At 75.0% G+C, this 21,253-nt stretch carries 20 protein-coding genes and 1 other RNA gene; 12 read left to right on the plus strand and 9 right to left on the minus strand.

Features of this window, described 5'->3' with window-relative positions:
• Positions 1 to 8 precede the first annotated feature (8 nt).
• Positions 9 to 383: a transfer-messenger RNA gene (gene ssrA / locus ACI790_RS03505) on the plus strand.
• Positions 384 to 476: 93 nt separating this feature from the next.
• On the opposite strand, the gene ACI790_RS03510 is transcribed toward ssrA, so the two are convergent.
• Both ACI790_RS03510 and ACI790_RS03515 read right to left on the minus strand, forming a co-directional pair.
• Positions 477 to 2,222 (minus strand): DUF2207 domain-containing protein, encoded by a 1,746-nt coding sequence (locus tag ACI790_RS03510; RefSeq protein ID WP_456568397.1) that lies wholly within the window; start codon positions 2,220 to 2,222, stop codon positions 477 to 479.
• 102 nt (positions 2,223 to 2,324) lie between these two features.
• Positions 2,325 to 2,885 carry an isochorismatase family protein gene (locus tag ACI790_RS03515; protein WP_456568398.1) on the minus strand — a complete coding sequence of 187 codons (561 nt, stop codon included), beginning with the start codon at positions 2,883 to 2,885 and terminating at the stop codon, positions 2,325 to 2,327.
• Between the two features lie 143 nt (positions 2,886 to 3,028).
• On the opposite strand from ACI790_RS03515, the gene ACI790_RS03520 reads away from it, so the two are divergent.
• Positions 3,029 to 4,549, plus strand: a complete 1,521-nt coding sequence (locus ACI790_RS03520) for an adenylate/guanylate cyclase domain-containing protein (protein WP_456568399.1) — start codon at positions 3,029 to 3,031, stop codon at positions 4,547 to 4,549.
• Between the two features lie 102 nt (positions 4,550 to 4,651).
• Here ACI790_RS03520 and ACI790_RS03525 read toward each other — a convergent pair whose 3' ends face one another.
• Together ACI790_RS03525 and ACI790_RS03530 are read right to left on the minus strand one after the other, a co-directional pair.
• Positions 4,652 to 5,710, minus strand: a complete 1,059-nt coding sequence (locus ACI790_RS03525; protein WP_456568400.1) for a potassium channel family protein — start codon at positions 5,708 to 5,710, stop codon at positions 4,652 to 4,654.
• A 74-nt stretch (positions 5,711 to 5,784) separates the two neighbouring features.
• Positions 5,785 to 7,527, minus strand: a complete 1,743-nt coding sequence (locus ACI790_RS03530) for a class I adenylate-forming enzyme family protein (protein ID WP_456568401.1) — start codon at positions 7,525 to 7,527, stop codon at positions 5,785 to 5,787.
• An 83-nt stretch (positions 7,528 to 7,610) separates the two neighbouring features.
• Between ACI790_RS03530 and ACI790_RS03535 the strand changes: the two genes are divergently transcribed.
• A complete protein-coding gene (locus ACI790_RS03535) occupies positions 7,611 to 8,462 on the plus strand; it encodes a patatin-like phospholipase family protein (protein WP_456568402.1) in 852 nt (283 codons plus the stop codon).
• Positions 8,463 to 8,488: 26 nt separating this feature from the next.
• On the opposite strand, the gene ACI790_RS03540 is transcribed toward ACI790_RS03535, so the two are convergent.
• On the minus strand, positions 8,489 to 9,133 hold the full coding sequence (locus tag ACI790_RS03540) for a hypothetical protein (RefSeq protein WP_456568403.1): 645 nt from the start codon (positions 9,131 to 9,133) through the stop codon (positions 8,489 to 8,491).
• A 195-nt stretch (positions 9,134 to 9,328) separates the two neighbouring features.
• Between ACI790_RS03540 and ACI790_RS03545 the strand changes: the two genes are divergently transcribed.
• Both ACI790_RS03545 and ACI790_RS03550 read left to right on the plus strand, forming a co-directional pair.
• Positions 9,329 to 10,510: a sensor histidine kinase gene (locus ACI790_RS03545; RefSeq protein ID WP_456568404.1), complete on the plus strand. Its 1,182-nt coding sequence runs from the start codon at positions 9,329 to 9,331 to the stop codon at positions 10,508 to 10,510.
• Positions 10,507 to 11,172, plus strand: coding sequence for a response regulator (locus ACI790_RS03550; protein ID WP_456568405.1), 666 nt, complete (start codon positions 10,507 to 10,509; stop codon positions 11,170 to 11,172). The genes ACI790_RS03545 and ACI790_RS03550 overlap by 4 nt, the downstream gene beginning before the upstream one ends.
• 1 nt (position 11,173) lies before the next feature.
• On the opposite strand, the gene ACI790_RS03555 is transcribed toward ACI790_RS03550, so the two are convergent.
• Both ACI790_RS03555 and ACI790_RS03560 read right to left on the minus strand, forming a co-directional pair.
• Positions 11,174 to 12,748, minus strand: coding sequence for a long-chain-fatty-acid--CoA ligase (locus ACI790_RS03555; RefSeq protein WP_456568406.1), 1,575 nt, complete (start codon positions 12,746 to 12,748; stop codon positions 11,174 to 11,176).
• A gap of 64 nt (positions 12,749 to 12,812) precedes the next feature.
• Positions 12,813 to 13,466, minus strand: a complete 654-nt coding sequence (locus ACI790_RS03560) for a TetR/AcrR family transcriptional regulator (RefSeq protein ID WP_456568407.1) — start codon at positions 13,464 to 13,466, stop codon at positions 12,813 to 12,815.
• Positions 13,467 to 13,575: 109 nt separating this feature from the next.
• Between ACI790_RS03560 and ACI790_RS03565 the strand changes: the two genes are divergently transcribed.
• From ACI790_RS03565 to ACI790_RS03575, 3 genes are read left to right on the plus strand one after another with little or no spacing between them, the layout of a single operon-like run.
• The gene (locus tag ACI790_RS03565; RefSeq protein WP_456568408.1) at positions 13,576 to 14,796 is read left to right on the plus strand and encodes an acyl-CoA dehydrogenase family protein; all 1,221 of its coding nucleotides are present in this window, start codon (positions 13,576 to 13,578) and stop codon (positions 14,794 to 14,796) included.
• Positions 14,793 to 15,785, plus strand: coding sequence for an acyl-CoA dehydrogenase family protein (locus ACI790_RS03570; protein ID WP_456568409.1), 993 nt, complete (start codon positions 14,793 to 14,795; stop codon positions 15,783 to 15,785). Before ACI790_RS03565 ends, ACI790_RS03570 begins: the two co-directional genes overlap by 4 nt.
• 37 nt (positions 15,786 to 15,822) lie before the next feature.
• On the plus strand, positions 15,823 to 16,764 hold the full coding sequence (locus ACI790_RS03575) for an enoyl-CoA hydratase-related protein (protein ID WP_456568553.1): 942 nt from the start codon (positions 15,823 to 15,825) through the stop codon (positions 16,762 to 16,764).
• Between the two features lie 65 nt (positions 16,765 to 16,829).
• Here the strand turns inward: ACI790_RS03575 and ACI790_RS03580 are convergent, their stop codons facing one another.
• Complete coding sequence (locus ACI790_RS03580; protein WP_456568410.1) at positions 16,830 to 17,447, minus strand: hypothetical protein; 618 nt, start codon at positions 17,445 to 17,447, stop codon at positions 16,830 to 16,832.
• 182 nt (positions 17,448 to 17,629) lie between these two features.
• Between ACI790_RS03580 and ACI790_RS03585 the strand changes: the two genes are divergently transcribed.
• Positions 17,630 to 18,772, plus strand: a complete 1,143-nt coding sequence (locus ACI790_RS03585) for a sensor histidine kinase (protein ID WP_456568411.1) — start codon at positions 17,630 to 17,632, stop codon at positions 18,770 to 18,772.
• The gene (locus ACI790_RS03590) at positions 18,769 to 19,449 is read left to right on the plus strand and encodes a response regulator (RefSeq protein WP_456568412.1); all 681 of its coding nucleotides are present in this window, start codon (positions 18,769 to 18,771) and stop codon (positions 19,447 to 19,449) included. The genes ACI790_RS03585 and ACI790_RS03590 overlap by 4 nt, the downstream gene beginning before the upstream one ends.
• 88 nt (positions 19,450 to 19,537) lie before the next feature.
• Here the strand turns inward: ACI790_RS03590 and ACI790_RS03595 are convergent, their stop codons facing one another.
• A complete protein-coding gene (locus tag ACI790_RS03595; protein WP_456568413.1) occupies positions 19,538 to 20,038 on the minus strand; it encodes a MarR family winged helix-turn-helix transcriptional regulator in 501 nt (166 codons plus the stop codon).
• An 89-nt stretch (positions 20,039 to 20,127) separates the two neighbouring features.
• Between ACI790_RS03595 and ACI790_RS03600 the strand changes: the two genes are divergently transcribed.
• Positions 20,128 to 20,688, plus strand: a complete 561-nt coding sequence (locus ACI790_RS03600) for a YceI family protein (RefSeq protein WP_456568414.1) — start codon at positions 20,128 to 20,130, stop codon at positions 20,686 to 20,688.
• A 173-nt stretch (positions 20,689 to 20,861) separates the two neighbouring features.
• Entirely contained in the window at positions 20,862 to 21,203 is a 342-nt protein-coding gene (locus ACI790_RS03605; protein WP_456568415.1) for a hypothetical protein, read from the plus strand.
• Positions 21,204 to 21,253: the final 50 nt, after the last annotated feature.

Raw genomic sequence — 21,253 nt, forward strand, 5'->3', positions numbered from 1 at the left:
ACTACACAGGGGGTGATTGGTCTCGACTTCGGTCGGGTGTCCAGGGGAAGCGAGCCGAGGAAGGCAACGATGAGCTCGTTAACCACGCGTTGCAAAACACACAAGCGCCGACTCCAGTCAGCGCGAGTTCGCCCTCGCTGCCTAAGTAGCGAGGCGACTCTGTCAGCCCGGGTTCGTCATCGGCCCGGATCCTGGCATCAGCTAGATGACTCACCGTGAGCGCCGGTCGCGGGCGTTCGCGGGACATCAAACAGCGACTGGGCCCGTCACATCGACTTGTTCGCGAGATCGATGGGGTCGAGCAGAGGCAGTAGCGGACTGCGCTCGGAGAAGCCCTGGATATGCGTCGAAGGACGCGGGTTCGATTCCCGCCACCTCCACCACCCCTGTTGCGTACGAGAGCCCCGGTCGCTGACCGGGGCTCTCGTGCGTCCGGGGTGTCTTCCCGCCTGCTGCGCCACCTGCCCGTGCGCGGGTCACCAGGAGCCGCCGCCACCACCACCGGCCCCGCCGCCCACGCTCGTGCTGCTGCCCCCGCCGGCCGACGGCGGCGCGGTGCCGGCCGTGCCGCAGCCGGCGACGACGACCGGCCCGAGGGCCGCGTAGGAGAGGTGCCGGCCGCCGGGGTGCGACCGGGCCGGCGCCCGTCCGGCGGAAGCCAGCTCCGCCCAGTGCTCCGCCTCGCCCAGCGCCACGGCCCACGCGGTGTAGCGGCCGAGCCGGCCGGAGCCGATCGCCTCGTCCACGGCGGTCGGTGGTGCGGACGCGAGGAACTGCCGCAGCGACTCCACCTGCAGCCAGGCCGCCGAGCCCGCGGCGGTGAGCACGCGCAGCTCCCACCCGGCGATCGCCGCGGCCGCGCCCGCCCCGGCCAGCGCACCTGCGACCGCGGCCAGCACCAGCGGCAGGCCGACGTCCCCGATCGACAGGTACCCCGCGAACAGCGCGAGGCCGGCGCCGGCCAGCCCGGCCAGGCCGCCCAGCACCCGGATCCACACCGTGCGCCGGTCCGCTGCGATGTCCCACAGACCGCTGCTGCGCTGCCAGGCGCTGAGGTCCGTGCCCAGCTCCGCCCAGCCCTTGGCGAAGCCCTCGTCGTAGCTGCCGAGCGGCAGCCGCTCGCGGCCGCGGAACAGCAGGTCCAGCAGCCGGCGGACCGGACCGTCGCCGGGCTCCCGGCGCACCAGGGTCACCTCGTCGGAATGCCCGGCGGGCGACTCGAGGTCGAGGGTGCCGGCCACGGCCTGGTCGATCAGCCAGGCGGCCTTGTGCGCCGTCGTCACCGACCCGGCGAGCAGCACGCCGCCCTGCGCGGGGGACAGCCCGGCGGGCAGCGTGGGGGAGGGGGCGGCGTGGTCGGCGAGCACGGCGAGGTCGACCCGCGCCTCCTCGCCGGGGGCGGACGTCACCGGGATGCCCGCCGCCGGCACCCGCTCCCGGCCCGCGCGCCGGATCGCGGCCAGCGTGACCGCCGCCGCCAGCAGCGCGAGGCCGCCGGCGAGGGCGCCGGGCAGCAGCGGATCCGCGCCGTCCGCCGGTGGTGCGGGAGCCGGCGGCGCGGGGAGCGCGGGGGCGCCGTCGAGAGCGTCACCGGTCGTCCCGGCGACGGTGACCCCCTCGCCGGCGTCCAGCGCGTCCACCCGGGCGACGAGCCGGCCCGGCTCCGCCTGCTCGACGTCGCAGGGCTCGGTGGACCCGGGTTCGCCCGCCGAGCACCGGCCCTGCGCCAGCTCGGCCGGCGCGCTCACGTGCACCCGGACGTCGTCGATCGGCACGTCCCACCCCGTGCCCACCGCGTTCCAGGCCAGCGCGTCGCCGGAGGCGACGCCGTCGAGGGTGTAGCGGAGGACGTACCGGTGCCGGCCGGTCACCGTCCGGTCGGGGTCCCCGATCCGGATCTCCCCGGCCTCGGTGACCGTGACGTCGTCGGGGGCGTCCGGCGACGACACCTCGACCGGAGCGGCGGCGTCCAGGCCCGGGACCCGGCGCAGGATGCCGCGTCGCTCCTCGCCGCCGAAGTCGTAGTCGATCACCTCGGTGACGCGGGCGCTGCCGTCGTCGGCGACGGTCGCCGCCACCCACAGCAGGCGCACCCGCTCCCCGCCCCCGGCGAGAGCGACGACGGTCGTCAGCACGCCCACGGCCAGGGCGACCAGCACGATCACGACGATGTCGATCCGCCGCCGCCGGCGGACGCGGTCGGACCGTCGGAGCGCTGGCATGGGTCTCCTCCTCACCGAACCGGTACGGCGTGCCCCGGCCGTCGGGCTGATGATGCCCCCGGGCCAGGCTGCTCCCGGGGCGCTGGGCTGCGCCCGGACCGCTCAGCCGTCCGAGAAGTCGACCTCCGCGGTGGGGGTGACGCTGCCGCGGCGGCCCGGCGCGGACGCGAAGCCCCAGTAGGCGTTCGTGTAGGCGATCGCCTGGTCGGGGCCGATCGGGACGCCCCACTGGCGCAGGTCCTCGGTGGTGTGCGCGTCGGCGACCAGGGTGGTGTCGTAGCCGCGCACCAGGGCGCCGTGCAGCGTCGAGCGGATGCAGGCGTCGGTCTGCGCGCCGGTGACCACCAGCCGCCCGACGGCGCGCTCGGCGAGGTGCGCCTCCAGGTCGGTGGCCTCGAAGGAATCGCCGTAGGTCTTGTGCACCAGGGGCTCGGAGTCGAGCCGCTCCAGCTCGGGGACGTACTGCCACTCCGCAGAGCCCTGCGGCATCCCCTCGTCGGAGTGCTGGACCCACACCACCGGCACCTGCTCGGCGCGGGCCTTCTCGACGAGCTGCCGGATGTTGCCGACGACGCGGTCGCGGTCGTAGGCGTTCCCGACGACGCCGTTCTGCACGTCGATGACGAGCAGGGCGGTGCGCGGGCGGTCTTCCAGTGCAGTCATGGCTGCCTCCGTCGGCTCCTGGGATGACGCGGTCACCGTAGGGCTGACCAGGGACGGTTCGGGCCCGTCGAGCATCATGACGGCGTGATCACGATCGGGGGAGGCCCCGGAACCTGCGCCTCCCGGGTCTCGTTGCGCCGACCGTGACCGACCAGCAGGGCTCCCGGCCGCGCACGGTCGCCCGGGACGGCGGCTGGGCCGAGTGGGCGCCCAGCGGGCGGCTGGCCGTCCCGGTCATCGTGCTGCTGGTCATCGCGGCGAACCTCATCGGGGTCGGCACCGTGGTGCTGCTGCTGATCGGCGTGGAGGACAGCAGGGGCAGCGCCGGCCGCGCGGAGGTGCTCGGCGCGGCCGCGGCGTACCTCGCGGTCGCGCTGCCCCTCGCGGTGGTGGCCGGGCTGCGGCGGCAGCGGGCCACGAACCGCTGGCTGATGGCCGGCCGGGACCCGACCGGTGAGGAGGCGGCGCACGCGCTGCGGCTCCCGCCGGACACCGCCCTCATCGCGGCCCTCGTGTGGCTGCTGGGCGCGGTGCTCATGGGCGCGGTCGCGGCGGTCAGCTTCCCCGACGCCCTGGTCGGCGCGCGGGTCGCCGTCGCCGTCGTGCTCGGCGGCGTGGTCACCGCCGGTGTCACCTACCTGCTGGTCGCCCGGGCGGCGCGGGCCGTCACCGCGCGCGCCCTGGCCGCGCATCCACCGGCCGGCGCGCTGACGCTCGGCGTGCGGATCCGGCTGCTGCTCACCTGGGGCCTCACCAGCGGCGTCCCGATGCTCGGCGTCGTCCTGCTGTACCTGGACCCGAGCAACCCCGACGGCCCCGGCCGCACGGCCGTCGTGTTCCTCGTCGTCGTCGCGCTGCTCGTCGGCGCGCTGGCCACCGTGCTCACCGCCCGGGCCGTGGGTCAGCCGCTGCGCGACCTGCGGCGCGCGGTGCAGCAGGTCGGCCGGGGGGACTACGACGTCGACGTGGTGGTCGACGACGCCGGCGAGATCGGCCTGCTCCAGGAGGGCGTCAACTCGATGGCCGCGGGACTGGCCGAACGGGAGCGGCTACGCGACCTCTTCGGCCGGCACGTGGGGACGACGGTCGCCCAGCGGGCGCTGGCCACCGGGGTGTCCCTCGGCGGGGAGGAGCGCACCGTCGCCGCGCTCTTCGTCGACATCGCCGGCTCCACCTCGCTGGTGCGCCGCACCGGCCCCGAGGAGATGGTCGGCCTGCTCAACCGGTTCTTCGGCGTCGTCGTCGACACCATCGAGGACGAGGGCGGGCTGGTGAACAAGTTCGAGGGCGACGCGGCGCTGTGCGTCTTCGGCGCCCCGGCCGACCACCCCGACCCGGCCGGCGCCGCGCTGCGGGCGGCCCGGCGGATCTGCGACGCCGTCGCCGCGGCAGGAGAGGTCGACGTCGGCGTGGGCGTGGCGTGCGGCCGGGTCTGGGCGGGCCAGGTGGGGGCGGCCAGCCGGCTGGAGTACACGGTCATCGGCGATCCGGTGAACGAGGCGGCGCGGCTCACCGAGCTGGCCAAGGAGCACCCGGGCCGGGCGGTGGCCAGCGAGCCCACGGTGCTGGCCGCCCGCGACGACGAGCGGAGCCGCTGGGTGCGCGGCGAGCAGGTGGAGCTGCGCGGCCGCGACGAGCCGACCACGACCTGGGTGCGCAGCTAGAGACGTTTCCGCGGAAAACGCGCGCACTGATGGCACGACGGAGTCGCTCGTCGCAGCCGGGGAACGGCACGTGGCCGCGGTGCGATCCGGAGGATCGCAGAATTACTGCGTCGGAGGCCGCATCGCCTTGCCCGGCTCGTGCGCCTTGACCACGACGAGCACGTCCTCGGACTGCAGGGTGCCGATCAGCGGGTCGTCGAAGCGCAGCGTGCGCCCGCCGCGGGTCACCGACAGCACGATGTCGCGCAGCTGGCGGGGGCCCAGGCCGACCTCGTCGGTGGTCACCGTCCGCTGGTGCAGGTCCAGGCCCTGCCCGCCGGTGACCAGGTCCTCGACGACCGCGACCACGCGGGGCGCGTCGGTGGACAGGCCCAGCAGCCGGCCGGACGTCGCCGAGGTGGTGATGACGGTGTCCGCGCCGGACTGCCGCAGCAGGTTGGCGTTCTCCTCCTCGCGGACACTCGTGGTGATCGGCACGCTGGGGTTGAGCTGGCGGACGGTCAGCGTGATGAGCACCGACGCGTCGTCGCGGTTGGCGGCCACGATGACCGACCGGGCCCGCTCGACCGACGCCCGGCGCAGCACCTCGGTGCGGCCGGCGTCGCCGACGATGCCGGTCAGCCCCATGGCGTTGGCCTCGTCGATCGCCCGCGGGTCCGGGTCGACGACCACGATCTTCTCCAGCGGCGTGCCGCTGGCCTGCAGCGAGCGGATGGCGCTGCGGCCCTTGGTGCCGTAACCGCACACGATGACGTGCTGGCGCACGCGGGACCTCCAGCGACGGATGCGGAACTCCTCGCGCGACCGGGCGGTCAGCGCTTCGAGGGTGGTTCCGATGAGGACGATCAGGAACATGATGCGCAGCGGCGTGATCAGCAGGACGTTGGTCAGCCGCGCCCCGGGGGTGATCGGTGTGATGTCGCCGTACCCGGTGGTGGAGAGCGAGACCGTCGCGTAGTACGCGGCGTCGAGCACGGAGATCTCGCCGCCCTTGCTGTCCTCGTACCCGTCCCGGTCCAGGTAGACGATGAGGACGACGACGGCGAGCACGACCGCGGCGATGAGCACCCGGCGCCACACCTGGCGGACGGGCGACTGCTCGACGTGCGCGATCCGCACGCCGGTGTGCTCGGTCTCCAGACCGTTCCGCTCCTCGTCCACCCCGCGGACGATAGTGAGCGGGGAGCGCGGATGCGCGCCGCCGCACCCGATCGGGGGCGGCGGCGCGCAACCGGTCAGCCCTCGACGGCCTCCCGCTCCCGGGCGGCGAGCTCGCGCTTGAGCACCTTGCCGGCCGCCGACACCGGGATCGCGTCGATGAACTTCACGTCGCGCAGCCGCTTGTACGGCGTCACCTTGTCGTTGACCGCGGTCATGACCGAGTCGACGGTCAGCGCCGCGCCGTCGGCGTCGTCCTTGCGGACCACGTAGGCGATCGGCAGTTCCCCGACCTCCTCGTCGGGCCGGCCGACCACGGCGGCGCCGGCGACGCCCGGGACGCGGAACAGGAGCTCCTCCAGCTCCCGGGGGAAGACGTTGTAGCCCTTGTAGATCAGCATGTCTTTGGTGCGGTCGACGATCGAGAGGTAGCCGTCCTCGTCGAGGATGCCGACGTCGCCGGAGTGGAACCAGCCGTCCTCGTCGATCGCCTCCGCGGTGGCCTCCGGGCGGTGCGCGTAACCGCGCATCACCTGCGGCCCACGGATGCACACCTCGCCGCGCTCCCCGGCCGGCAGCGGGTCCCCGCCGCCGAGCGGCCGGATGGTGACCTCGGTGTCGAACACCGGGACGCCCACCGTGCCGGGCTTGCGGGTGCCGGAGCGGAACGAGGGGGCACCGGTGGCCTGCATCGTCACCTCCGTGAGCCCGTAGCCCTCGCCGATCGTGGCGTTGGGCATCAGCGCGCTCATCTTCTCGATGAGCGTGACCGGCAGCGGGGCAGCACCGCTGGTGACCCCCCGGATGTGCGACAGGTCGGCGTCCTGGATCGCCGGCACCTGGAGCAGCGCCGCGAAGACCGGCGGCGCGCCGCCGATCGAGGTGACCTCGTACCGGACCATGTCCTCGACGTACTTGACCGGGTCGAAGCGCATGTGGATGACGGTCATGGTGCCGGCCATGACCATCCCGTTGAGGTAGCCGATGGCACCCATGGCGTGGAACCACGGGGTGAGGTTGATGATCCGGGCCTCGCCGAGGCGGGTCGCGATCTCCTCCTCGTCCAGCACCTGCTGCAGGGTCACGTCGCCCTCCTCGTCGAGCTGCGGCAGCGACCCGGAGGTCCAGCAGCCCGACTGGAGCACGTTGGTGACGACGTTGCGGTGCACCAGTTCCACGCCCTTGCTGACGCCGGTGGTGCCACCGGTGTAGGCCAGGTGCGCGAGGTCGTTCTCGACGTCGACCTCGGCGTCCAGGTGCCGGTCGGTCGGGTCGCCGGCGAGCAGGTCGGCGAGGTCGACGTCGCTGTCCTCCAGGCCGTCGAGCCGGGCGGCGAAGTCGGTGATGTGCGCCTCGCCGGTGACGATCACGGTCTGCACCGGGGTCTGCGCCAGCGCGCCGCGCACGAACGGCAGCACCTGGTCCCAGGTGACGAGCACCTTGGCGCCGGCGTCGCTGAGCTGGGCGGCGAGGTCGGCGGCGGGCAGCAGCGGGTTGGTGGGGGAGAAGGTGGCCCCCGACAGCAGGATCCCGTAGTACAGCGACGGGTACTGACGGCAGTTGGGGATGTGGACGGCGACGACGTCGCCCCGCCCGACGCCGTGGTCGGCGAGCCAGCCGGCGACGGCGTGCGCGCGGGCGCCCATCTCGGTGTAGGTCAGCGGCACATCGTGGTCCACGAACGCGGTCCGGTCGCCCCAGCGGCGCACCGCGGCCCGGAGGATCGAGCCCACCGGCACCCGCGGGTAGTCGAGGGAGCGAGGCATCCCGGGCGGCCAGCTGGCCGTCGTGGGTGCCTTGGCGGACTGCACGGTGGTCATGCGTTTCCTCTCGTCGGTGAGCTCAGCACCACAGGGTGGCCCAGCTCACAGGCCCTGTCGAGCATTCTGTGAGGATGTCGCCCATGAGCGATCAGCGCACCGCCCTCGTCCTGGGCGGCGGAGGCATCACCGGCATCGCGTGGGAGATCGGCGTGCTCGCCGGGCTGGCCGAGGCGGGGGTGGACCTCACCGGCGCCGATCTCGTCGTCGGCACCTCGGCCGGCTCGGTGGTCGGCGCGCAGCTCACCAGCGGGGCGCCGCTGGAGGAGCTGTACGCCCGCCAGCTCGAGCCCCCGGCGCAGGAGAAGGTCGCCCGGATGACCCGCGGCAACCTGGCCCGGTACGCCTGGGCGATGCTCGTCAGCCGCGGCCGGGACGTCGAGTTCCGCCGTCGCGTGGGGGCGCTCGCCCTGGCGGCGGAGAAGGCGGGGCTGACGCCCACCGAGCAGGAGCGGCTCGACGTCATCGGCTCCCGGCTGGTCTCCCGCGAGTGGCCCGACCGGCCGCTCACCGTCACCGCCGTCGACGCCGCCACCGGCGAGTTCCGCGCCCTCGACCGCGAGTCCGGCGTGCCGCTGCTGCAGGCGGTGGCCGCCAGCTGCGCGGTGCCGGGGGTGTACCCGCCGGTCACCATCGACGGCCGCCGGTACGTCGACGGCGGCATGCGGTCGGCGGCGAACGCCGACCTCGCCCAGGGCTACGACCGCCTGGTCGTGCTCGCGCCGATCCCGCGGGGCGTCGGGCCGCTGGCCAGCGTCGACGCGCAGGTCACCGGCATGCTGGCGCGCGTCGCCGTCGTCGCCCCGGACCAGGGCAGCCGCGCGGCCATCGGCCGCAACGTCCTGGACCCCGCCGCCCGGGAGCCCGCGGCGCGGGCCGGCCGGGCCCAGGCGGCGACGGTCGCCGCCCGGGTGGCCGAGGTCTGGACCGGCTGACCGGCCCGTCGTCGTCCTGCGCCGGCTCAGCCGCGGCGCCACAGCCACGTGCCGACCCCGGCGAACCAGAAGGCCATCAGGTAGGTGACCGCCCACCCCACCGGCGGGAGCGCCAGGCCGAGGGCGAACACCGCGCTGACGCCGGCCAGCACCCGCGATGCCCGGGCCGTCCAGGCGGCGACCGCGACGGCGACGAGGAAGCCGAGGCCCACCCAGGCGGCCATCGGGTGGGCCAGGTTCATCACCAGCAGGGCGAACTCCGCTCCGGCCGGCGTCACCCCGTCGCCGAAGGTGAGCGTGCCCACGGCCACTGCCGCGGCCGGGGCCGCCGTCGCGGCGGTCATCAGGAGCACGTGCCCGGCCCCGAGCAGGGGGAGCAGCCGGGTGGCGGCGCCGTCCCCCTCGAGGGCCAGGTGCACGGCCAGCCGGCCGGTGACCGCGATGGCCAGGAGCGCGTAGAGCCCCATGAGCACCGCGGCGAGCGTCACGTCGGCGCCCGCCAGGGCGGACGCCGCCTCGGCGGGGGTGTCGGCGCCGCCCATCGGGTCGCCGAAGACGGCGGCGGCGGCCGCGAAGGCGAGCAGCGCGCCGACGCCGGCGAGCGCGGGCAGCGGGCTGCGCCGGTCGGCGGCGCGGGGCGCCGAGACGCCGGAGTGGGTGGTGGTGGTCATGGCTCGTGTCCTCCTCTAGCCGGCGCGCCCTTCGCGCCGGGCGCCGTCCACGCTCCCGCCGGACCGACCGCCGGTCGTCTGCCCTCCGGGCGAGCGGACGACGGTTCCCACCCGGACCGGATCTCCCGCACGGCAGAGGCGGGATCGCTCGCGAGGCGGATCCGCACCGGTGCCGGCGGTCCTACGCTCCGGCCCATGTCCGGACCGGGAGCCCGCTGGGGAGCGCTGCCGCCGTGGGTGCGCGACGGGCTGCTGGCCCTGGCGCTCACGCTGGCCGGCCAGGCGGAGCTGCTGCTCGCCGACGGCCCGGTGGTGCGGCTGCCCCTGCAGATGGCGGCCTTCGCCGTCATGACCGGCAGCCTGGTGCTCCGCCGGTCGCGTCCGCTCCCCGCGGCCGTCGCGGTCGCTGCCGGACTGGCGTTCCAGACCGTCCTCGGCGACGCCCCGGCCGTGTCCGGGTTCGTCGCCGTCCTGGTGGTCACCTACTCGGTCGCCCAGTACGCGGACCGCCGGCGGGACGCCGTGTCCGGCCTGGTGGCGGTGCTGGCGGCGGTCGAGCTGTACGCGTTCGTCGGGGACGACGTGCTCGTCGCCGACGCGATCGGCAACGCGGCGATCCCGGTCGTGGTGTGGGTCTTCGCCCGGCTCGCGCGGGAGCGCCTCGACCGGGCGGTGGCCGCCGAGCGCGAGGTCATGGCGGCCCGGGAGCGGGCCCGCGAGCAGGAGCTGGCGCGGGCGTCGGCGCTCGCGGCCGAACGCCGGCGCATCGCCCGGGAGATGCACGACGTCGTCGGGCACGCGGTGACGCTGATGCTGCTGCACGCCGACGCCGCACAGGCGGGCCTCGGCGGACGGGAGCCGGCGACGGCGCGCGCGCTGGACGTCGTGCTCGCCTCGGGCCGGACGGCGCTGGAGGACCTGCGGCGGTTGCTTCGCGTGCTGCGCGACGACACCGGGGGCGAGGCCGGGCAGCCCGGGTCGCTGGCCGCCGTCGAGGAACTGCTGGCGGCGGCGCGGTCGGCCGGGCGCCCGGTCGCGCTCGCGGTGGACGGCCGCCCCCGACCCCTGCCGGCAGCCGTGGAGGCGACCGCCTACCGCATCGTGCAGGAGTCGGTCACCAACGCCATCCGGCACGCGCCCGGCGCCCGGATCGACGTCCGGCTGCACTACGCCGAGCAGGCTCTGGAGGTGGAGGTCGCCGACGACGGCGGCGTCGTACCGGCGCCGCGGACGGGCGCGGGCTTCGGTCTGGCCGGCATCGAGGAACGGGTCGCGCTGTTCGACGGCCGCGTGGCGGCCGGGCCGCGCGAGGACGGCCGGGGGTGGCGCACCCACGCCGTCCTGCCGGTCCCCGCCGCGGAGCACGCGCCGGCATGACCGTCCGCATCCTGCTGGCCGACGACGAGGCGCTGGTCCGGGCCGGGCTGCGGATGATCCTGGAGGCGGAGGCGGACCTGGAGGTGGTGGGCGAGGCCGCCGACGGCGTCGAGGCGGTGACCCTGTGCCGGCAGCTGCGCCCGGACGTGGCGCTGGTCGACATCCGGATGCCGCGGTTGGACGGGATCCAGGCCGCCCGGCGGATCACGGCCGAGCCGGGGCACGGCACGGCCGTCGTCATGCTGACGACGTTCGACGCCGACGAGCACCTGGTCGAGGCGATCCGGGCCGGAGCCACCGGCTTCCTGCTCAAGTCCATGCCGCGCGAGCAGCTGGTCACCGCCGTCCGGTCGGCGGTGACCGGCGACTCGCTGCTGGCGCCCGTGCTGCTGCGCCGGCTGCTGGACGACTTCGTCGGCCGCGCCGGGACGACGCGGCCCGCCGCTCCCGGGCTCGTCCTGCTGACGCCGCGCGAGGAGGAGGTGCTCCGGCTGGTCGCGCGCGGCCTGTCGAACGCCGAGATCGCCGCCGCCCTCGTGCTCGGCGAGGGGACGGTGAAGACGCACGTCGCCCGGGTGCTGGCGAAGCTGGGCGTCCGGGACCGGGTGCAGGCGGTGGTGCTCGCCTACGAGTCCGGGCTCGTGCGCCCGGGGAGCGGCTGAGTCACACCACCGGCTCGGCCACCAGGGAGCCGGCGGAGTGCTCGGTGCGCAGCTGGGTCTTGAGCACCTTGCCGCTGGGGTTGCGGGGGAGTGCCCCGACCACCGAGTACTCCCGCGGGTTCTTGTAGCGGGCCAGCTTCTCCCGGCAGTAGGCGGCCAGCTCCGCGGACGTCGGCGGGTCGGCGGGGTCGCGGGGGGCGACCACGGCCAGCGGGGCCTCGCCGTAGCGGGTGTCGGGGACGCCGATCAGCGCCACCTCGCCGACCTTCGGGTGGGCCGCCAGGACGTCCTCCACCTCGGCGCAGTAGATGTTCTCCCCGCCGGAGATGATCATGTCCTTCTTGCGGTCGACGACGTAGTAGTAGCCGTCCTCGTCCTCGCGGACGAGGTCCCCGGAGTGGAACCAGCCGCCCGCGAACGCCTCGGCCGTCGCCTCCGGCTTGTTCCAGTACTCCTTCATCACCATGGGGCTGCGGTAGACGATCTCGCCGACCTCGCCCCGCGGGACGTCCTCCATCAGCTCGTCGACGACGCGCACCTCGACGTTGAGCATCGGGGTGCCGACCGAGCCGATCTTGCGGACGGAGTCCTCGCCGCGCAGCAGCGTGGTGACCGGGCTGCACTCGGTCTGCCCGAACGCGGTCATGATCTCCGCCTGGGGGAAGGTGTCGATCATCGTGCGCAGCAGGGTGGTGGACGCCGGTGCCGCGCCCCACGAGGCGCGGGTGAGGCAGGACAGGTCGCGCGAGGCGATGTCGGGGACGGCGACGACGGCCGCCCACATCGCCGGAACCAGGAAGATGCTGTTGATCCGCTCCCGCTCGATGAGGTCGAGCGTGGCCACCGGGTCGAACCCGCCGGAGGGGATGATCACGTGGGTGCCGCCGAGCAGCAGCGGCGGCAGCCCGCCGGCGAGCCCGGCGATGTGGAACATCGGCGTGCCAGGGGCGCTGACCTTCTCCGTCGTGAGGTCCACGCCGTTGGTGGCGATCTGGCTGAACGCGTGCATCAGCAGGTTGCGGTGGGTCAGCACCGCGCCCTTGGGCCGGCCGGTGGTCCCGGAGGTGTACATGATGAAGGCCGGCTCGTTCTCGTCGACGACGACGTCCAGCGGCTCGCTGCCGGCCGAGGCGAGCGCCTCCTCGTAGTCCGGGCCGATCACGAGCGTCGTCGTGACCGACGGCGCCTGCTCCGTGGCCTTCGCGCCGAGCTCGGCCAGCGCGGTGTCGACGACGAGCGCCACCGCGCCGGAGTCGGTGAGGACGTAGGCCACCTCGTCGGCGACCAGGCGGAAGTTGACCGGGACGACGATCGCGCCCAGCCGCACGCCGGCGAGGTAGCTCTCCCAGACCTCCATGCCGTTGAGGGCCAGCACCGCGACGCGGTCCCCCTTCTGCACGCCGCGCCGGCGCAGCGCGCGGGCCAGCCGGGTGACGCGCTCGTCGAGCTCCGCGTAGCTGCGCCCCCGGCCCTCGAACCGCAGCGCCGCGGTCTCGGGGTCCTTGCGGGCGTGCCGGGCCAGCTGGTCGCTCATGGTCATGCCCCGGCCCTGCAGGGAAGGGATCTCGACGCTCACGGGTGCTCCTCGACGTCCGACACGGTTGTGACCCGGGTCATGCTGTCGGTGGAGAGCGGGGCGGTCAACCCTGACTGTCGAAAGCGAGCAGCCGGGCGGCCAGCCGCTTCCACAGCGCCAGGTGCGGATCGGTCGGGGCGGGGCGGTCCTCGAACGCGTAGACCAGCGCGACCCCCCGCATGCTGGTGAACAGCAGCTCGCAGAGGTCGGCGTAGGCGGGGGCGGCGGAGATCTCCGGGCCCCAGATGCCGGTGGCCACGGCGGCGATCGCCTCCCGCAGGCGGCGCTCCTCGCCGCGCAGCGCCGCCCGCAGCTCGGGGTCGGTGCGGGCCGCCGTCCACAGCTCCATCGCGGCCCAGAACGGCGGCTCCTGGAACGTCGCCCACATCAGGTCGATCGCCCGGTCCACCCGGTCGCGGCCGGTCGGCTCGTCCTCCATCAGCGCCGCCGCGCGGCGGCGGACCTCGTCGAGCTGCGTCGTCGACAGGTGCTCGGCGGCGGCGACCAGCAGCTCGGCCCGGGACGGGAAGTGGTGCAGGAGCCGGCCGCGGGAGACCCCGGCGCGGGCCTGGACGGCGAGGGTCGAGGCGCCGGCGTAGCCGTCCTCGACCAGGCAGGCGACCGCGGCGTCGAGGATCAGCAGGCGGCTGCCGGCCGTCCGCTCCGAGCGCGAGCGCGGAGCCGGGACGGCGAGCTGCGGCAGGGGCTCGGCGGTCATCCGGCGAAGCGTAGGCCGACACGGCGGCCGGCAACAGTCACCGTTGACCGTCACGGGTGACCGGTGTCACGCTGCGATCCGGTCCGCCCATCGACGAGAGGTGCCGCCCGTGGATTTCGACGACAGCCCCGACGAGGCCTCCTACCGGGCGCGCGTCCGTGCCCTGCTCGAGGAGCACGCCGGCGAGCTGCTGCACCTCTCGCCCGGCCAGGAGGGGGTGGACGCCCGCCGGCACGAGCCCGAGATGCGCCGCACCCAGCAGGTGCTCGCGGACGCGGGGCTGGTCGGGGTCACCTGGCCCCGGGAGTACGGCGGCCAGGGCGGCACGCTCGTGCAGCAGGCGATCGTCGCCCAGGAGCTGGCGCGCGCCCGCGTGCCCGGGCTGATCAACCACATCGGCATCGGCATGTGCGGCCCGACCGTCATCGCGCACGGCAGCCAGGACCAGCGCGACCGCTACCTGGCCCGGCTGCTGCGCGCCGACGACGTCTGGTGCCAGCTGTTCAGCGAGCCGGCCTCGGGCTCGGACCTCGCGGCGCTGCGCACCACGGCGGTCCGCGACGGCGACGACTGGGTGGTCAACGGCCAGAAGGTCTGGACGACGCTGGCGCACGTCGCCGACTACGGCATCCTGCTCACCCGCACCGACCCCGACCGCCCGAAGCACGCCGGGCTGACGATGTTCGTCGTCGACATGCACGCCCCCGGCGTGACCGTCCGCCCGCTGCGCCAGATGGGCGGGCAGTCGGACTTCAACGAGGTGTTCTTCGACGACGTGCGCATCCCCGACAGCGAGCGGCTCGGGGAGCCCGGGGAGGGCTGGCGGGTCGCCCTGACCACGCTGATGAACGAGCGCGTGGCCATCGGCGGGGCCGGCGGCGACATCGGGCAGTCGGTCGAGTCCCTGGCGCAGCACGCCCGGGAGCGGCTGCCCGCCCTCGACGGCGACCGGCAGGTGCTCGCCCGGCAGTCCGTCGGCCGCGCCGTGGTCGCCGCGCTCGCCGCCCGCTACACCGGCTACCGGCGGCTCACGGTGCTCAGCCAGGGCGGGATCCCGGGCCCGGAGGCGAGCGCGGGCAAGCTCGCCGGGACGGAGGCGGCGCGGCTGGTCGCCGACGCCGGTGTCCGGCTGCTGGGGGACGACGCGGTCTACGCCGCGACCTCCGACGGCGACGACCGGTGGCAGCGCACGCAGTCGTGGCTGCCCGGGATCGCCATCGCCGGCGGCACCGACCAGGTGCTGCGCAACATCCTCGGCGAACGGGTGCTGGGTCTGCCGCCGGAGCCCCGCAGCGACAAGACCGATCCGTTCTCGGGAGGACGGCGATGAACTTCGACCTCGACACCGACCAGCGGGACATCGCCGCCGGTGCCCGCGACTTCTTCCGCGGCTCCGCCTCGCCGGCCGCCGCGCGCGCCGGGCTGGAGGGCGGCCGGCTGGAGCCGGGCCGCAAGGCGCTGGCCGACATCGGGTTCCTCGGCATCACCGTCCCGGAGGCGGCCGGCGGCGCGGGGCGGTCGGTCCTCGACCTCGCCGTCGTCGCGGAGCAGGGCGGCGCGGTCCTGGCCGCGCCCTCCCTGGTCACCGCCGCCCGGGCGGCGGTCCTGCTGGCCGGCGAACCCGAGCTGGCCGCGCAGCTGGCCGACGGCTCGACCGCCTTCGCCGTCCTCGACGGGCCGGTCGACGGCTCGGCGCCGTCGATTGACGCGGCGGACGCGACGCTCTTCCTCGGGCTGGACGGCGGCGACCTGGTGGTCGGGGAGGGCGAGATCGTCCCGGGCCGGCCGCTGGACGCCACCCGCGGACTCGCCTCGGTGCGGCTCACCTCCCGCCGGGTGCTCGCCGCCGACGCGGGCGAGCTGTGGGCCCGCGCCCGGCAGGTGGCCGCCGTCGTGCTGGCGGCCGAGGACCTCGGCGGCGCCGACCGCGCGGTGGAGCTGGGCATCGCCTACGCGCAGGAGCGCGAGGCGTTCGGCCGGCGGATCGGGTCCTACCAGTCGGTCAAGCACATGCTGGTCGACGCCTGGGCCGGGGTGGACCAGCTCCGGTCGCTGGTCTGGTGGGCCGCCTGGGCCGCCGACTCCGCCCCCGCCGAGCTCCCGCTGGCCTCGTCCGCCGCGAAGGCGTACGCGGCGACCACGTTCGAGCGGGCGGCCGGGACGCTGATCCAGGTGCACGGCGGGATCGGCTTCACCTGGGAGCACGACGCGCACCTGTTCTGGCGCCGCGCGAAGGTGGACCGGCTGCTCCTCGGCGACGAGGCCGAACACCTCGACGCCGTCGCCCGGCTCGCGATCTCCGGCGCCCTCGGCGCCTGACCACCGTTTCCCTGGCGCTCCGGGTGCCGGGGGAGTCCTGCGGGGCTCCCTCGGCACCGGGGCGTCACCCGCTGACAGGAGGAAGACCACGGACCTCACCGAGCTCCGCTACGAAGTGACCGACGGCGTCGCGACGGTCACGCTGCACCGCCCCGACCGGCTCAACGCCTTCACCCTGACCATGGCCGACGAGCTCGTGGCGGTGGCCGCGGCCGCGGACGCCGACGACGACGTCCGGGTGGTCGTGGTGACCGGCGCGGGCCGCGCCTTCTGCGCCGGCGCCGACCTGGGCGGCGGGCCGGGCACGTTCGCCGGCCGCAGCACCCGGGAACGCCCGCCCGGCCCGCTGAGCCAGGACATCAGCGGCTACCCCCGGGACGCCGGCGGGGTGGCCGCGCTGGCCTTCGCATCGATGCGCAAGCCGGTCATCGCCGCGGTCAACGGGCCGGCCGTCGGGATCGGGGCGACCCTCACCCTGCCCATGGACATCCGCATCGCGGCGAAGTCGGCGCGCTTCGGCTTCGTCTTCGGCCGGGTCGGGATCGTGCCCGAGGCGGCGTCCTCGTGGTTCCTGCCGCGGGTCGTCGGCATCAGCCAGGCGATGGAGTGGGTGGCCACCGGCCGGGTGTTCGACGCGGCCGAGGCGCTGCGCGGCCGGCTGGTCTCCCGGGTGGTGCCCGACGACGAGCTGCTGCCCACCGCCCTGTCGCTGGCGCGGGAGATCGCCGCGAACACCAGCGGGGTGGCCGTGGGGGCCGCGCGCCAGCTGCTGTGGTCGATGCTGGGCGCGCCCTCGCCGTGGGACGGGCACCGCGCGGAGTCCCGGGCGCTGGTGGAGCTGGGGGAGGGGCCGGACTCCGCGGAGGGTGTGGCGGCCTTCCTGGAGAAGCGCGCCCCACGGTTCTCCGCGCGGCTGCCCGACGGCGCCGTCGCCGGGGTGCCGCGCTGGCCGGCCCCACCGGACGACGTCACCGGCTGAGGGGCCACGCACGACAGGGGACGGACTTCCGGACCGGTCGGGAAGTCCGTCCCCTCGCCGACGGTTCAGACGCGGACGCGCGGTTCCTCGGCCACGGTGGCGTCGCGACCGGAGAGCAGCCGGAGGCCGAGCGCGGCCCAGGCGGCGTCGAAGGTGAACAGCCCGATCTCGTGCCACGGGGTCCGGGCCACCATCGCGACGGCGGCCGCGATCCCGGCGACGAGCACGGCCACCCACCAGCCGCCGACGACGGGGGAGCGGCGCAGCCCGAGAGCGAGCGGGACGGCGCCGGCGATCAGCAGGAGGAAGCCGAGGAAGAAGGCCCAGAAGGCGGCCCCCAGCGGAACACCCGTCGCCAGCCCCGTGCCGAGGTGCACGACGGCGAACACCGTCAGCAGTCCGGCGCCGGCCAGGCCGAGGCCGCGGCCGATCCGGCCGGCGCGGGAGAGCGCGGCTCCCGTCCGACCGTGGCCGAGGCCGTGCAGCGCCGTCCCGAGCGCGACCACGCCGAGCGCGAACCCGCCCAGGAACAGGACGAATCCCGGCAGGTCGGATACCGAGCCGTCCGGCCGCTGCACGTTCCAGATCAGCTCGGTGGCGACGGAGGCGAACATCAGGACGCCCGCGGTCAGCGCGGCTGCCCCGGTGCGGCGGTCGACGGCGACGGCGGCGGGATCGGTCATCGGATTCTCCTCGGGCGTGGACCCACGGGCGGGTCCGGGCAGGGACGAGCCTGAGCGGTCGCGGGCCGCCGGTCGTCGGCTCTGCGGGCGAACCGCGCCGTCCCCCGGAAGGCGGAGCCGGCCGACCGGATCCGTCCTGCGGAGGACCCCGGATCCGTGCCCGGATGGCTACCGTTCACCGCATGGACTGGGCCCGGTCCGCGCGTGCGGCGGACGCCCTCGTGGTGGCGGTGCTCGCCGTGTGGGGGCAGGCATCGGTGTGGACCACCGACGTCCCCGCCGTCGCCGCCGACCGGCCGGTGCACGCCGTGCTGGCGCTTCTCGCCACTGCGCCGCTGTTCGTCCGCCGGTACCGGCCGCTGGCGGTGCTGCTGCTCGTCCTCGGCGCGGGGTGGCTGCACGACCAGCTGGGTGGCACGTCCGGGCTGCTGTGGTTCGGCCTCTGCCTGGCGCTCTACGCGCTCGGCGCGCACGCCGACCGGTGGTCGGTCGTCGCGGGCTCGGTCGCCGTTGCGGGGGCCGTCCTCGGCTACGACGTCCCGCGGCTGCTCGCCGGTGACCCGCTCGACGAGGTGCTGCCCGCCTGGTTCATCCTCGCCGGACTGGTCGGCCTCGGCCGCTGGATGCGGCACCGCCACCGCGAGAGCCAGCAGCTCCGGGCCCGCGCGTCCCTGACCGACGAGGAGATGGCCGGGCAGGCCGCCCGGGCGGTGTCCGACGAGCGCGCCCGCATCGCGCGGGAGCTGCACGACCTCGTCGCGCACAGCATGGGGGTCATCGTCATCCAGGCCCAGGCCGGGCAGCGGGCGCTGGACACCCGCCCCGACCTGGCCCGCGGCGTCCTGGTGTCCATCGAGACGGCGGGGCGGCAGGGGCTCGCGGAGATGCGCCGGCTGCTCGGCCTGCTCACCGGCGCGACCGACGGCTCGGTGGCGCCGCAACCGGGCCTCCACCGGCTCGACGAGCTCGTCGACCGGGTGAGGCGGGCCGGTCTGCCGGTGCAGCTGACGGTCGAGGGATACCTGGCCGCGCTGCCTGCCGGCGTCGACCTGGCCGCCTACCGGATCGTGCAGGAGGCGCTGACCAACGTGCTCACGCACGCCGGGCCGGCGACGGCCCGGGTCGTGGTGCGCGCCGTCGGCGGGATGATCGACGTGGAGGTCTGCGACGACGGGTGCGGCCGCCCGACGCCGGGCGCGGGCCACGGGTTGGTGGGCATGCGCGAGCGCGCCGCGCTGTACGGCGGGACCGTGGAGACCGGGCCGCTGCCGGACGGCGGCTTCCGGGTGCATGCGCGGCTCGCGGTGGAGGGGACGGCGGTGTGACCGTCCGCGTCCTGATCGTCGACGACGAAGACCTCGTGCGCACCGGCCTGCGCCTGATCCTGGAGTCCGAGCCCGACCTCACCGTCGTCGGTACCGCCGGGAACGGCGCCGCCGGGGTCGCGGCGGCCACCCGCTTCCGTCCCGACGTCGTGCTGATGGACGTCCGGATGCCGGTGCTGGACGGTCTGTCGGCGACCCGGCAGATCCTCGGCGGCCCGGTTCCCGGCTGCCGGGTCGTCGTCCTCACCACGTTGGACCTCGACGAGCACGTCTACGAGGCGCTGCGGGCCGGGGCCAGCGGCTTCCTGCTCAAGGACGTCCCCGCCGATCAGCTGGTGCACGCCATCCGCGTGGTGGCGGCGGGGGAAGCGCTGCTGGCGCCGTCGGTCACCCGGCGGCTGATCGCGGCCTTCAGCCGGCAGGCCCCCGTCCGCCCTGCGGAGACGCGACCGGCGGTGCTGTCGGCGCTCACCGACCGTGAGGCGGAGGTGCTCGCGTTGCTCGTCGAGGGGCTCTCCAACGCCGAGATCGCCGATCGGCTGGTCGTCGGTGAGGCGACAGTGAAGACGCACGTCGCCCGGGTGCTGACCAAGCTCGGCGTGCGAGACCGGGTGCAGGCGGTGATCGTCGCCTTCCGCGCCGGCCTGGTGCCGGTGGATCCGCACCCTCCCGGCTGAGCAGCTCCCCCGCCACACCGCTCAGCCGCAGCCCGCCCACGCCGGACGGGTGCTTCCGGGAGCCGGGGTCTGCTGGATCGACCCTCGGTCAGGGCATGCGGCTGGGGTCCAGGTGGCGCAGCAGCGTCTCGCCGAAGTCGCGCATCGCGGCCACCTGCTCGGGAGAGAGCTGGTCGAACAGCTCCCGGCGCACGCCCTCGACGTGGATCGGTGCTGCGCCCTCCAGCGCGGCGAACCCCTCGTCGGTGAGCACGGCCAGCTGCCCGCGCCCGTCGTCGGCACACACCTGCCGGCGCACCCAGCCACGTTCCTCCAGCCGGGACACCGCGTGCGAGAGCCGGCTGCGGGAGGAGAGGCACCGGTCGGCGAGCTCGCTCATCCGCATCATCCGCTCCGGCTCCTCGGAGAGCGCCACGAGGATCTCGTAGTAGGCGTGCGAGATGCCGGTGCGGTGGGTGAGCTCCCGGTCCAGCCGGTCCTGCAGCAGCTGCGAGCTGTAGAGCCAGGCACGCCAGGCCTTTTGCTCCTCGGCGTCGAGCCAGCGCGGCTCACCCGTCGGGAGGGACTCAGGCGACACCGATGCGGTCATGGGGACAGAATACTGGCGGAATAGTCAAGCGCTCAACTACGCTGTGCCGGACGACCTGCCCGCACGCACGACGACCCCTGGGAGTCCCCATGACCAGCACCGCCATCCAGATCCCCGGCTACCTCGCCGGCACCTGGGACATCGACGCCAGCCACTCGACCGTCGGCTTCTCCGTCCGCCACATGATGGTCAGCAAGGTCCGCGGCTACTTCCGCGAGTTCTCCGGCGAGATCGTCACCGCCGAGGACCCGACGCAGTCCACCGTCACCGCCACCGTGAACATGGACTCGATCGACACCCGCCAGGAGCAGCGCGACGCGCACATCAAGTCCGCCGACTTCTTCGACGTCGGCAACCACACCGTGATGACCTTCCGGTCCACCGCCGTGCAGACCGACGGCGCCGACTGGACCGTCGCCGGTGACCTCACCATCAAGGGCATCACCAAGCCGGTCGTGCTGGACCTCGAGCTCAACGGCTTCGGCCCCGACGCCTACGGCGGCACGCGCGCCGGGTTCAGCGCCAAGACCGAGATCTCCCGCAAGGAGTACGGCGTCGACATCGACATGCCGATGGACGGCGGCGGCGTCGTCGTCGGCGACAAGATCACCGTGGAGCTCGAGATCGAGGCCGTGCTCCGCACCGCCTGATCCCAGCGCCGGTCGAGGACCCCGGACGGATCGTCGTCCGGGGTCCTCGCGCGTCCGGGCCGCGCCCGGATCCCCGCCGACATGCGCAGGACGGCGGTTCTGCGGGCCGCTGGAACCGCCGCCGTACGCATGCCGGCGGGAACGGGCGGCGGCCGACAGGGAGACTGGACGACATGTCGACGTCGTCGCTGTCCCGGATCCCCGCGTCCCTCCTCGTCGCCGTCGGCCTGGCCGCCGGCTTCGGCATCGCGCAGGGCACCGGCATCCGGGCGCTGGGCGGCGCGGTGTTCGCCGTGTGCGGGGTCGGCGCGGCCTGGATCGCCGCCCGCCGGCGCGGACCGGCCGTCACCGCCGGGCTCGCCGCTCTCTACGTGGGGGCGTTCGTCCTCGCCCACGTGCTGGCCCTGGGTGCCGGTTTCCCGGCCTGGTTCGCGGTGAGTCTGGTCACTGTCGCCGCCGCAGGGGCCACCTACGGGGTGGTCGACAGGCAGCGGGAGACGGTCGCCGCCCGCTGAGCACCTAGAGTGGAGGGAAGGTCGGGGCCCCGAAGGCTGTTGACCTGATG

It is taken from the genome of Blastococcus sp. SYSU DS0539 (genome assembly GCF_054050855.1).

Bases quoted from the DNA above. Each gene is read 5' to 3' on its own strand.
- ACI790_RS03510 (WP_456568397.1), bottom strand. From the start codon at position 2,222: ATGCCAGCGCTCCGACGGTCCGACCGCGTCCGCCGGCGGCGGCGGATC.
- ACI790_RS03515 (WP_456568398.1), bottom strand. From the start codon at position 2,885: ATGACTGCACTGGAAGACCGCCCGCGCACCGCCCTGCTCGTCATCGAC.
- ACI790_RS03530 (WP_456568401.1), bottom strand. From the start codon at position 7,527: ATGACCACCGTGCAGTCCGCCAAGGCACCCACGACGGCCAGCTGGCCG.
- ACI790_RS03535 (WP_456568402.1), top strand. From the start codon at position 7,611: ATGAGCGATCAGCGCACCGCCCTCGTCCTGGGCGGCGGAGGCATCACC.
- ACI790_RS03540 (WP_456568403.1), bottom strand. From the start codon at position 9,133: ATGACCACCACCACCCACTCCGGCGTCTCGGCGCCCCGCGCCGCCGAC.
- ACI790_RS03545 (WP_456568404.1), top strand. From the start codon at position 9,329: ATGTCCGGACCGGGAGCCCGCTGGGGAGCGCTGCCGCCGTGGGTGCGC.
- ACI790_RS03550 (WP_456568405.1), top strand. From the start codon at position 10,507: ATGACCGTCCGCATCCTGCTGGCCGACGACGAGGCGCTGGTCCGGGCC.
- ACI790_RS03560 (WP_456568407.1), bottom strand. From the start codon at position 13,466: ATGACCGCCGAGCCCCTGCCGCAGCTCGCCGTCCCGGCTCCGCGCTCG.
- ACI790_RS03570 (WP_456568409.1), top strand. From the start codon at position 14,793: ATGAACTTCGACCTCGACACCGACCAGCGGGACATCGCCGCCGGTGCC.
- ACI790_RS03580 (WP_456568410.1), bottom strand. From the start codon at position 17,447: ATGACCGATCCCGCCGCCGTCGCCGTCGACCGCCGCACCGGGGCAGCC.
- ACI790_RS03585 (WP_456568411.1), top strand. From the start codon at position 17,630: ATGGACTGGGCCCGGTCCGCGCGTGCGGCGGACGCCCTCGTGGTGGCG.
- ACI790_RS03595 (WP_456568413.1), bottom strand. From the start codon at position 20,038: ATGACCGCATCGGTGTCGCCTGAGTCCCTCCCGACGGGTGAGCCGCGC.
- ACI790_RS03600 (WP_456568414.1), top strand. From the start codon at position 20,128: ATGACCAGCACCGCCATCCAGATCCCCGGCTACCTCGCCGGCACCTGG.
- ACI790_RS03605 (WP_456568415.1), top strand. From the start codon at position 20,862: ATGTCGACGTCGTCGCTGTCCCGGATCCCCGCGTCCCTCCTCGTCGCC.